Annotated in this window: 11 protein-coding genes; all 11 read left to right on the top strand. The window is 44.2% G+C overall.

The window, feature by feature from the left end; translation table 11 throughout:
- The coding region (locus tag WC639_02900) for a Holliday junction DNA helicase RuvB C-terminal domain-containing protein (protein MFA6306725.1) at positions 1–435 on the top strand (435 nt) is incomplete at its 5' end.
- 41 nt (positions 436–476) lie between these two features.
- The gene (locus WC639_02895) at positions 477–737 is read left to right on the top strand and encodes a hypothetical protein (protein MFA6306724.1); all 261 of its coding nucleotides are present in this window, start codon (positions 477–479) and stop codon (positions 735–737) included.
- 121 nt (positions 738–858) lie between these two features.
- Positions 859–1,419 carry a PH domain-containing protein gene (locus tag WC639_02890; protein MFA6306723.1) on the top strand — a complete coding sequence of 187 codons (561 nt, stop codon included), beginning with the start codon at positions 859–861 and terminating at the stop codon, positions 1,417–1,419.
- Between the two features lie 21 nt (positions 1,420–1,440).
- Entirely contained in the window at positions 1,441–2,931 is a 1,491-nt protein-coding gene (locus tag WC639_02885) for a hypothetical protein (protein MFA6306722.1), read from the top strand.
- Position 2,932: 1 nt separating this feature from the next.
- A complete protein-coding gene (locus WC639_02880; protein MFA6306721.1) occupies positions 2,933–4,315 on the top strand; it encodes a hypothetical protein in 1,383 nt (460 codons plus the stop codon).
- A gap of 5 nt (positions 4,316–4,320) precedes the next feature.
- Positions 4,321–5,655, top strand: coding sequence for a hypothetical protein (locus tag WC639_02875; GenBank protein ID MFA6306720.1), 1,335 nt, complete (start codon positions 4,321–4,323; stop codon positions 5,653–5,655).
- A gap of 13 nt (positions 5,656–5,668) precedes the next feature.
- Positions 5,669–7,039, top strand: coding sequence for a hypothetical protein (locus WC639_02870; protein ID MFA6306719.1), 1,371 nt, complete (start codon positions 5,669–5,671; stop codon positions 7,037–7,039).
- Between the two features lies 1 nt (position 7,040).
- On the top strand, positions 7,041–8,357 hold the full coding sequence (locus tag WC639_02865; GenBank protein ID MFA6306718.1) for a hypothetical protein: 1,317 nt from the start codon (positions 7,041–7,043) through the stop codon (positions 8,355–8,357).
- 10 nt (positions 8,358–8,367) lie between these two features.
- On the top strand, positions 8,368–9,885 hold the full coding sequence (locus WC639_02860; GenBank protein MFA6306717.1) for a hypothetical protein: 1,518 nt from the start codon (positions 8,368–8,370) through the stop codon (positions 9,883–9,885).
- Positions 9,886–9,890: 5 nt separating this feature from the next.
- Positions 9,891–12,230 (top strand): right-handed parallel beta-helix repeat-containing protein, encoded by a 2,340-nt coding sequence (locus tag WC639_02855; GenBank protein MFA6306716.1) that lies wholly within the window; start codon positions 9,891–9,893, stop codon positions 12,228–12,230.
- A 30-nt stretch (positions 12,231–12,260) separates the two neighbouring features.
- Entirely contained in the window at positions 12,261–12,644 is a 384-nt protein-coding gene (locus WC639_02850) for a fibronectin type III domain-containing protein (protein MFA6306715.1), read from the top strand.

Raw genomic sequence — 12,644 nt, 5'->3', positions numbered from 1 at the left:
AGCGCCAAAATTTTAAAAATCAGTTTACCGGCCGAACCGGCCGAGGAAATCGCCAAGCGCTCGCGGCGCACGCCCAGGGTCGCCAACCGGCTTTTAAAAAGAGTGCGCGATTATTGCCAGGTCGAAGGCGACGGCGGCATAAATTTAGACCATTGCTTAAAGGCTTTCCATTTATTGGAAGTTGACGAACTTGGGCTTGATTGGGTGGACAGGAAAATTTTAGAAGTGATTATTGATAAATTCGGCGGCGGCCCGGTCGGACTTTCGGCTATCGCCGCCTCCACGGCTGAAGATATCGCCACGGTAGAAGAAGTCTATGAGCCGTATTTAATGCAGCTCGGTTTTTTAGACCGGACGCCGCGTGGCCGCGTGGCCACGGATACGGCCTATAAACACCTTGGCAGGAAAAAGAAGGGGCAGGATAAGATGGTATAGAATTTTCAATTTTCGAACAATTAAAAATTAGAAATTAACTTATGACTATTCCTTTAATCGCTTTTTTGTTTTTATATTTGCTATTCGTTTTTGTTTGGCTGATTTTCAGCTTAATCGCGCTTTTCCATATGATAAAATACGGCCAAATTAATTTTACAACTTTTTTTATCACTTTTACTTATATCGCCGGTTCAATAATAATTTTATATTTGTCTTATCAATATTTAAGCCAAATAGACTGGAGCGTCGGCTTAACGATCCTCCAGGGCGGCGCCGGCGCTTTCGGCGTTAATAATTTTTAAATCTTTAAAAACTTTTTTAGAAAAAGTTTTTAATATTTTCAAAAAATATAAGGTATAAATTTAAAATTTAATAGCGGGCAAAGCTCTACGGCCATTAAATTTTAAATTTATAATAAATATTATGCTAAGCTATAAATTGCCAGGCAAATTGCCTGATGAAAAAATAATAAAAATTTTAAGAAAAGACGGCTTTATTTTGCTTACCAAATTGATTTTAACCGCCGCTTTAATCGGCTTGCCGGCTTTAGTCGGCTTTTTAATGCTTAACCTTTATGCTAATTTATTGCTGGGCGAAATTTCTCTTCCGCTGATTGCTTTGGCGGTCAGCGGATATGTTTTATTTATCTGGCTGTTTTTCTTTTTTTCTTTCATTGATTATTATCTGGACATTTGGATAATAACCGACCAAAGGATAATTGACGTCAGACAGGAAGGTTTTTTTTCGCGCACGGTCGCGGAGTTAAAATTATTCCAGGTTCAGGATGTAACCAGCGAACTCAAGGGTTTTTTCCAATTTATTTTCAGGTTCGGCGATGTGCATGTGCAAACGGCCGGCGAAGTTCAGCGGTTTGCCTTTAGGCAGATTGATAATCCGGAGGAAATAAGGAATATTATAATTAAATTAGTGGAAGAAAATAAGCGCCGGCATGGCGGGCACGGGTCTGGAGCCGAAAAATCATAAACGCGAATTAAAAAATTAAATGTGGATTACAAATCAAAAGAAAAATTAATTATTCTGGCTATAATTTTTTTTATAGCGATCTTTTCTGAAATTTTTAGCTTTGCCGATAATTTAAAAGCCGCGACGATTGACGCGGCTTCTTGTTCGCAGGCGGACGTGCGAACAGCGATAAATTCGGCGGCGGCCGGCGATACGGTTTTAGTGCCGGCGGGTGAATGCGCCTGGCCTTCAAGCATAGCCGTAGGCAAGCCGTTAAGCGTTATAGGCGCGGGCTCCGGAGCCGGAGGGACAAAGCTAATAGCCGGCGGGAGCATGCCCGAAGGCTTTTTTTATATTCACGGATTTAATTCAAGCAGTATTACGCGGATAACCGGATTTTATTTTGAAATGATAAATTGGACTCCGAATTACGCGGTTATTGTCTTAAATGCTTCTTTGGATAATTTGCGCATAGATTATAATGTTTTTAATCACGGCGGTATCGCTCAAGTATGGGTTACCGGGTCCAAGGGAGTTATTAACAATAATTATTTTTATAATGGAAATAAGGCGATTTCTTACTCGGCGGGAAGTAGGGAGCAAGCAGACGCTTCATGGAATTCCATGGCGGCCGGGACGGCGGACGCTTTATTTATAGAAGACAATTATTTTATAGATGATGCTAATTATTCCGCTACCTATACTAACGAGAAAATAGGAACTTATAACGGGGGGAAGTTAGTTATTCGTTATAATCATTTTGACGGAACCGATATTTCATTTGGGGACGCGAGAACTATTTCTCCGATTATGACCCATGGCAGCGCCGCCGCCGGCTGCGCTAATGGATATTGGCAGCAAGGAAATGGCTGCCGGAGGGGACAGTCGGTAGTAGAGATTTATAATAATATAATAGAAGGGAAAAGAATAGATTTTTTAGCGACGGTAAGAGGTTCGGCAAATTTGATTTATAATAATCAAATAATCGGCAAAGTTAAATATTCTCCCCGTTTTTACCTAAGAGAAGAGGAATACGATGGCGGCCAATGGAACCCGGCTAGAACTCTTTGGCCGGCGGAGGATCAAGTCCACAATACTTTTATCTGGAATAACACTTATGACGGCGCGGCGATGAATTCGGAGTCGTCTATGGCAATAGCTCCAAGAAATTCAGAATGTACTGCGATTGGCAGCCCTTATTCGTGCTGTACCGGATCTAAAATTGGGACTTGCAATGAAATTATAGTCAAAGACAGAGATTATTTTCTTCACGCGCCTTGCGGAGCATCGGACGCCACAGACGCTTATGGCAATATTTGCACCCATGGAAAAGAAATATTCACGGGCGCGAATGGAGCCTCGGGCAGCTATCCGACAGACGGGAGCATATATCCAACGCTTGGCACGATGATATTTAATCCGGCGGGAGATAACGCGTATTATGGCTATACTCCCTATACTTATCCGCATCCTTTAAGAGCCTCTGCCGACGCCATCCCACCGGCGCCGCCGAGCGGGCTAATCGTCAATTGAAATGAAGAACACATTAATTAAAACTTTTCTTTGCGTAGGAGTTTTTTTTGGAATTTTAATTTTCGCGAAAAATTCCCAAGCGGCAACAATTAATGTGGTTAACGCCAACGGCCAGCCAAGCTGCGAGCAGGCGGACGTGCAAACGGCGGTTAATTCGGCAACGAATGGCGATACGGTTTTGGTACCGGCGGGAAACTGTACTTGGGAAGCAACTAAGGCGTGGTCAGGGGCGGTAGAGATTCCGTCTGGTAAACAAATAACGCTGCAAGGCCAAGGCATCGGGAAGACTGTTATAATTTTTATAATAACCAAAACTGAATCAGGATATAATTCAACTCTGGAAAGCAACGGCAACGGGGTAAGAATTACCGGTTTTACTTTTTTAAAAAGCCAGCTAGATATTACGGGCAGAGACTGGCGAATTGACCATAATCGGTTTGAAGGCAATACGCCTTGCACTCATAACTTAGTCGGGATAAGCGCAAAAAACGCGAACTACTCGGAACTGGTTAAGGGATTAATAGATAATAATCAATTTCACAATATTAAAATTTTAGCGGTAGGCGGGCCGTCTATGATAACTAATTGGGCTTGGGCCAGGCCGCTTGATTTAGGAACAGCCGAAGCGGTTTACGTAGAGGACAATGAATTTTTTTCCGATTGCAGCAGTGGGCTGATATTAGATGCTAATTATGGGGGTTCTTATGTTTTTAGGTATAATAGGCTTCAAGACGCGAATATAATGGCGCACGCGGTCCAAGGAGCGAATAGGGCGACTAGAAAATGGGAAGTATATAATAATTTTTGGTTTACGACTCCGGAAAGCGCTAACGCGTATTCTTTCGGTTTTATCAGGGCCGGGACAGGCGTCGTGTTTAACAATACGGCTGTCGGCAGACAAGGGTGGGGACCGGGATTGTGGCATTTTCCAACAATAATTATAGACGAACAGCGCAGCTGCAGGGATGATGTGCAAGTCAGCGGAAAATGCGACGGAACTTCTCCTTGGGACGGCAATACTCCCGGCATGTCTGGCTATCCCTGCCGCGATCAGATAGGCAGATCAACGGACAATCCTCAATGGGTGTCTACTGTTGGCAGTGAAGGAGCGTATACGCAACAACTTGATCCGGCTTACGCTTGGAATAATTTTATGTATCCGACGGAAGCCGACAAGATAAATAAAACCAACGGCGTTGCTTTCGGGTTTGACGTTAAAGATGCTTGCCCGGCAGAAACCGCCCATCTTCTAGCAGGCCGGGATTTTTACAATAATGCCGTTAAGCCTGGCTATACTCCCTATACTTATCCGCATCCGCTAAGAGCCTCTGTCTCTGCCGATGCCACTCCGCCCGCGCCGCCGACAGGATTAAGCGTTAATTAAAAGATATGAAATCCAATAAAGTAAAATTATTTTTTTTAACCATAATATTTTTTGGTGTTTTTGGAATAACAGAAAGTTCGCGGGCGGCGACAATTAATGTGGTTGACGCCAGCGGCCAGCCAAGTTGCCAGCAGGTTGATGTGCAAAGAACGATTGATGCCGCTTCTTCCGGTGATATTATCGCTATTCCGGCAGGTGATTGTGCTTGGGGCGCAGATAGAACATATCTTTCCGTGAATAAAGCGATAACGCTTCAAGGCGCAGGGCAAGGTCAAACAATAATTACTCTATCTGATACGGGAGGCATATGGACAAATGCTGTAATTCGAATAAGCGCCGCGGCTACCGTCAAAAGCATGACCATTAACGGCTCAAGCGCTAATCCGGTTGCTGCTTTTTCAACGGGCGCTGTTAATGGCTGGAGAATAACCGATATAGATTTTAATGGGGGAAATGGCGCAGGGTATTTTGTTTATGTGGGCAATGTTTACGGATTAATTGATAATAATAATATATCGACTGGAGCCTTCGCAGAACTTATCTTTGCTAGAGGCCCGTCTAATTCATGGCAAACGGCTGATTCTATCGGAGGAGAGAATAATTTATTTATAGAAAATAATATCTTTAATGGTCCTGGGCAAGTTGCTGATTGCAATTCTAATAGCAGGTGCGTTATCCGATATAACATAATAAACGGAGCAATGAAAGCCGATGGTCACGGGCTAGCTAGCAATAGCCCCCCTCGCGGCGTCAGACATATGGAAATATATAATAATTTATGGACATATTCATCGGGAACAGGATCTTGGCGAGCTATGGAAATTCGCGGAGGTACCGGCAGAATTTTTAATAATATTATACAATCTACTGTTTTAGGCGGTAGCCTGGGTCTTACTGATTATTGTTATACGTCAAATGGTTTTGGCAATTGCGGTGGAGAAACAGACCATTGCAATTGCCCCGGCAATTATCCGGTAACGGACCAAATCGGAGTGGGAATTGATCCAAAATCAGCCGGTAGCGAACCATATTATTTATGGAACAACACTAAAGGAGGCTCGCCCGTAGCCATAACGTGGTCGTCAACTTCTGTTTGCGCGGCTGTCTGCGGAGTATCGTTTACCTTGCCTGACGTTATACAATCTGGCGTAGATTATTTCATGAGCGATACAAAAGACCCGCCAGCCGGAATGCCAGTGTATAACACCTACGCTTGTCCTCACCCTTTAGCCGGTTTAACCGGAAGATGTGATTCAGATATCTCGGGCATATCCGGATATAATGTAAATATATCCGACGCCACTCCGCCCGCACCACCCAGCGGGTTAACTGTAAATTAAAATGAAAATTGGAATGACTAAAATTTTGTTTTTTACAGCGGTTCTTCTTGGAATTTTTTCTTTGGCGGAAAATTCACAAGCGGCGACAATTAATGTGGTTGACGCCAGCGGCCAGCCAAGCTGTGAGCAGGTTGATGTGCAAACGGCGGTTAATTCGGCGGTAAGCGGAGACTCTATTTTAATGTCAACGGGCGAATGCGTATGGACAAACGGAGTCACAATAAATAATAAAGCCATTTTTATAATAGGAGCTGGAATCGGACAAACGGTTATTATGGACAATATCAGCGATACTTGGGCCAGCGCGTTATTTTGGACAGACGCCTGCGCTGATAATTTGCGGCTATCCGGTATGACCATTAATCGGTCATCTTCAAGGACTAACGCCTCAATAGCCATAAGAGGAAATTGCAAAAATTGGAGAATAGACCATATTGCCTTTAACGCCAGCGCGATGACCGGAGTTACTCGAGCGATAATGGTTCAAAGCACTACGGCCAGCTATCCTCATCCTAGCGGATTAATAGATCATTTTTCATATAATAAACTCGGTAGCACGTCAGCCTCTCCGGTAATTATTATGGGCGCTGATGACGCGGTCACCAAGAACGACGCCTGGTCGCAAGATATTAATTGGGGCGGAAGCGATTGGGTATTTATTGAAGATTCAATATTTGATTTTTCGGCAGTTTACGGACAGACAAATTCATTCCAGGATGGGGCGATAGATTGCGGAAGAGGAGCAAAATATGTTTTTAGGCATAATATAGTCAAAGGGACGGAGATCGGCGGCCATGGATACGATTCTTCGCCTCGCTCTTGTCTGGCTATGGAAATTTATAATAATCAGATCTCTAATAATGGCGCCAATCCAACTCAAGCTATCCATCTTCGGGGAGGAACCGCTTATATTTATGATAATGCTATAACGGGTAATTACCGCTACGCGATCGGGCTGCAAAATTATCGTTCATGCAGCGAGTCTCCCTGTTTTACCTCCGCGGTAAATCAATGTCAAAATGATACTAAAGATTGGTGCGACGGGAATACGGTTGCTAATATAAATCAATTAGGCGATGGGAATACATTCCCGGCCGGGACTTACCATGGCTGGCCTTGCCGGGATCAGATTGGCAGAGGCCCTAATCAAACATCCAGCCCTTTATACCAGTGGAATAATACAAAGGATAATAGCATCGTAATAAGCCCGACGGTCCGCGATGCCGGCGCGGGAACGTGCTATACCATGATACATATCCAAGCTGAACGCGATTATTTTAATTCAACGCCATCAGGATATACTCCTTACGCTTATCCTCACCCCTTAACTATTATAGCTGATACTACTCCGCCCGCGCCGCCGAGCGGGTTAATTATAAATTAATATGAAAACCGCAGTAATTAAAATTTTATTATGCCTAGCAGTTTCTTCTGTAATTTTCATATTTACGGAAAAGGCAAAAGCCGCGACTATTGACGCGGCTTCTTGTTCGCAGGCCGACGTTCAGGCCGCCATTAATTTAGCGGCTAACAGCGATACTGTCGCCGTTCCTTCCGGTTCCTGTGTTTGGACAACGCCAAACTCATGGACAGCGGCAGTGACTATTTCCGCCGCTAAAACGATAACCCTGCAAGGCCAAGGCATGGGAAAGACAATAATATCCCATGCCAACAATTACAGGCTGATAGAATTTAATAATAGTTCAAGAATTACGGGGTTCACTTTTAAAGAGGGTATGCTAAGGCCTACCGGCCAGGATTGGAGGATTGATCATTGTCGGTTTGAAAGCCTTTGTTTAAGCGGAACTACTCCGACCGCGATTCTGCCAATCAGCGCCAGTTATACCGCCTCCGTCAGAGGGCTAATAGATAATAATCAGTTTCATAATGTGAGAACCGTGGCTTCCAACGGTCCGGCTGTTATGGCTAATGAAGTTTGGGCCAGGCCGCTAGGCCTAGGGACCGCGGACGCGGTTTATGTTGAAGATAACGAATTCACTTATTCTAACTGTAAAACGATACAAGCCATGGATTCTAATTACGGCGGCAATTATGTTTTTAGATACAATAGAATCCAAGACGCGAATATTATGGCGCACGCGGTTCAGGGTGGGAACAGGGCAAGTAGAAAATGGGAGGTATATAATAATATCTGGACAAAAGGTTCTCATGGCACCTGGACAGTTGGGTTTATCAGGGCCGGGACAGGAGTCTGGTTTAATAATTCGGTGGTTGGGGACTGGAATTATCCGGCCATCGCGATAGACGAACAGCGCAGCTGCGCCGCCAAAGAAGTCAGCGGAAAATGCGATGGGACTTCTCCTTGGGACGGCAATACTCCCGGCATGTCTGGCTATCCCTGCCGTGATCAAATAGGCAGATCAACGGACAATCCTCAATGGGTGTCAACTGTGGGAAGCGAAGGAGCATATACGCAACAACTTGATCCGGCTTACGCTTGGAATAATTTTTTATATCCGACGGAAAATGACAGGATAAACAGAACTAACGAGGTCGCTTTTGGATTCGTTCAGCATAATGTTTGTCCGGGGCAGACCGCCCATCTGGTTGAAGGCAGGGATTACTACAACAGCGGAACAACGCCGAAACCGGGCTATGTTCCTTATACTTATCCGCATCCATTAAGAGCTTCTGCCGATACCACCCCGCCTTCAGCGCCAAGCGGGCTAGTTGTTAATTAAAGTAGAAAATATGGCAAAATTAAGACAACTAATTTTATTTTTTATAATATTTTTTTGGGGTATTTTTCTTTTGAATAATGCCTGCACCGCCTGCTCCTGGAGCATGAATATCGGTACGGTTGATTCTCCATATGATGATTCGGATATGGCGGCCTGCGTCGCCGATGCCGCAACAAAATCCGGCGCAATCGTTATCTTGATTCCTAATTGCGATGTAACCTGGGACGCTATTATCCCTATTAACATGACAAACTGGACAAATGTTACAAGTTTGACAATCCAGGGCGCAAGCAAAACAGGAACAGTTATAACTAATAGTTCATGGGCAGTCACGACTAAAACCAATAGAAAATTCAGGCTAACCAATCTGACCGCAAAGGGCAAAGTTTTAGGCAGTAACGGCGCCGCAGTTTTAGTCAAAGGAGACACTAAGCCGTCTCTTGGCGGCGGGTTCAGAATTGATAATATTATCTTTGATAGCGATATTGACCCCAACGGCAGGGCTATTTTTATTTTTGGCGATACTTATGGGTTAATAGATAATATTGATTCTAATTGGTACGGGCAATTTTCTATTGTTTATACCGGCATTGCTAATTTATCATGGTCAACTGATGATAGCTTCGGCACGGCTGACGCGGTTTATCTTGAAAATTCTAAATTGACCAATAAGCAGCCATCATATCAAAATATGGTGATGGATCACTGGGACGGGGCGAGAGTAGTCGTCAGATATAATAATATTTCAGGATATTATTTCGGTGGGCACGATAATATTGGGACTATCAGAGCAAATAGGCATTGGGAAGTTTATAATAATATAATGTATACCAACTCGTCTTATGGTTCGCCTCTTCTCGGAGATAGAGGAGGCACGGGGTATATTTATAATAATCAGATGATTTCCACGGGAGCTTATCCTTTTTACGGCCCTACTTCAGGTATTACACTAACAAATTATAGATCGTGGTCAAAACGTGATACATGGTGCGACAATATAACAGAGAAAATATGCGTTTCCGGAACTGTAAAGAATTGTTCGTCAGACGCAGACTGCGGAGGCATTAGCGGTGCTTGTCAGCCTGTTGATGGGAATATTGATGGCACAGGATATCCTTGCAGAGATCAGATAGGAATGGGGAAAAATCAAACAAGCCGCCCGGCGCTCTTCTGGAACAACACTTTAAAAATTCAAAATAATTTACCAGTATTGGTTAATGCGATGGTTAATAATAACTGCGTTTCGGATTCAAGCGAAACATTATGCAACCCCTTGGCAATCGCTTCGGGTGATGCGCGCTGGATGGCAAATAATCATATCAAAGAAAATCGAGATTTTTGTAATGGAGCCACTATACCTTTGTCGTGCAATGGCCTAGAGACAACTTATGCCGCTTACGCTTGTCCGCACCCTCTGACCGGCTTAACCGGCAGTTGCGATCCAACTTTAGCTGGCACGTTAGGCTATAATGTTAATATTTCCGATACCACCCCGCCTTCAGCGCCAAGCGGGCTAGTTGTTAATTAAAAAATATGAGGAACAAATTTAAAATAGGAATTTATATTTTGATTATTGCGATAGGAATTTTCGCGATGAAAAAAAATTCCGAGGCCGCCTCCATGGTTATTCCTGATAGTCGTAAAATAGATTGGACGCAGGCTGGCGTCCCAGGAGGCATTCCGTCTCGGACAACAAATTGCACGACAACCGAGTGCAATGCTTTATGTGGTTCCGGGGCGCCGGCTACTTGCACGAGCGCAGGGGCGACCGTAACGACAGCTTCAATATCTGCCGCCATCACGTCAGCCGGGATGGATCAAGTCGTTAGATTGCCGGCCGGAACATTTTCTTTAGCTTCGCAGCTAACTATTTATAAAAGCCATGTGGTTTTAAGAGGCATGGGAAAAGGAGTAACTATTTTACAGCCGACCCATGCCAGGGCGGCCAATGATTATCATATTATAATGGGCAGGGGCGGCTATTTGGATTCCACCGGTAGATCCGGGGGCGTGCCACAGGAAACCAGAGCCATCTCCAGCGGAGCGGCCAAGGGCTCTACGGCTGTTGTCGTTAGCGATACTAGTACTTTAGCAGTAGGCCAAACAATATTGATCTCGGCCGCTAAAGAAACTTGGATGTGGGAACGTAATAATACTTACCAAAATTTACCGACACAGATAGTTATGATTTCAGGTATTATAGGAAACACTGTTCATTTTTCTCCGGCTCTAACTTATGATTTCTCGCATAATTCCGCTTATGCCAGATCTTATGCTTCGGTTTATGGTTCTATATATCTGCCATACCAATATATAGGATTGGAAGATCTTACTATTGACGCGTCCGCGTCGGGCGCTAACGAAGCAAATACCTATCCAGGCGAGGTTATACTTATGTCAAACACGGCTTATTCATGGATACGGAACATAGAGATAAAAAATTTCATGTGGGCAGGCGTACTTGTTGACGATGGCCTCCAGAACACGATAACGGGCAACACCATACATGATGGAAATTCATGGAGAGAAAATCATGGCATATTTATAGCTGATAATGCCACCCTGAATGTGGTTGAAAATAATGACTGCTATAATTTATGGGCTTGCGCGCAATCTCCTTGGAGTTTTGGAGGAACAGGCAATGTTTATTCTTATAATTATGATCATAATCCGATAAGATTTTATTCTTTTATTAATGATTATACTGGCAATGACGGACCGAAGATAGCCAGAAGCGCAACTAATCCAACAAATATTTCTTGGAGTAGTTTTACTTATTATATTCATTACAAGGGCCCGCTATCGAATACCGATTATACAACTCCTTATTTTAAATCGGCATCAGCCGCGGGCATACCTCTTAGCGGCGCAACGGTTCCGCGAAATAGATACGGTATTTGGGCAATTGACGTGGACGCCGCGGGAAATATAAATATCACGGCAGGAACGAATAATAGCCTGGGTTATGATTCTGCCGCGGCCGCGACGACTTATGGCGTCCCGGGATATTTGGATATTTTTGGCCAGGAGGTAATGAATACGAAAGCCCGCATGGGTTGGATTACGGTAGTGTCTACCAATCCGGACGGATTTATCCCGGGAGTTACCGCGTTAAACGCATCCGGAGTGACCGCGGCCTTTAATTCAAGAAATGCCCAGCCATCAGGATATTTACTTGAGGCTTATTTGGATAATCATGGCGCCGGCAGAATGTATAGTTTATGGGAGGGCAATTACGGCGGATCATGGAGCAGCGACAATTACCACGGTTCAAATGCTTTTGTAACATTATTTAGAAACAGATTTACCGGGCTTAATCCATATCCCCAGAGAACCGGCTGGAGAAGAATGATAGAAATGGGGAAGTTTAGCTACTGGAATAATATTATAGGAAATTTGCTAGGTGATTCCAGCTGGACGCCATCAACCTATATTCGATTGTCGGGACACCCCTGGATTGAGGAAGCAGCTATTTTTAGGTTTGGCTACCCCAATAGTGGCAATAGTGAATATGTAGACGCGCAAGCCGGAGAGGCGATAACTCGTCCCGACTATTATTTTACGCATTTAGATCCTCAAGTCTATTCGACCGTGGCTCTTCATCAGAACTATGATTTTAAAAATAATATCCAAAAAACCTGCGGCGGAAGCTCCGAACCTTGCCAAGGGATAACGGGGAATGATCTGCCCGCCTCCCTTTATTTATCCGCCAAGCCAGCTTGGTGGTGCGCAGAGTCGGCCTGGCCGCCCGTAGAGCCCGCTACGGCGGCGTATAGCAAGATCCCTGCCCAAAGAAGATTTGAAGGTTTATCTTGTACTCTTAGCGCCGATACCACCCCGCCTTCAGCGCCAAGCGGATTTGTGGTACAATAAAGATAAATATAATTCGCGCGGTTTAATATTATGGTGAACAAAAAAACGCTAATCGCCGCTATCGCCGCCATTTTCTTGCTCGCTGGAATTTTTTGGTGGTTTTATCCGGCGAAAACCGGGTCAGCCACGCTTTCCTGGAACCCTAACACTGAATTCAACTTAGCTGGCTATAGAATTTATTATGGCCCTTCGCTTCGTGATAATAATTGTCCGCCCGGCGGGTATCCGGAAAAAATTGACGTCGGCAAAACAACGGATTATAAATTAAATAATTTGGTTAGCGGCCGAACTTATTATTTTTCCATTACCAGCTATAATACCGCCAACCAGGAAAGCTGTTTTTCCGAGGAGGGTAAAAAAATTATTTCTCATATTTCAAAAATAGATTGGCTAAAATCATTTTTTAGCCGTTGA

This window comes from Patescibacteria group bacterium, assembly GCA_041662965.1.
GTDB lineage: Bacteria > Patescibacteriota > Patescibacteriia > Patescibacteriales > GWC2-42-12 > JACPHD01.
Note: the sequence above shows the minus strand (reverse complement) of the source record. Positions and strands in the feature narration are given on the sequence as shown.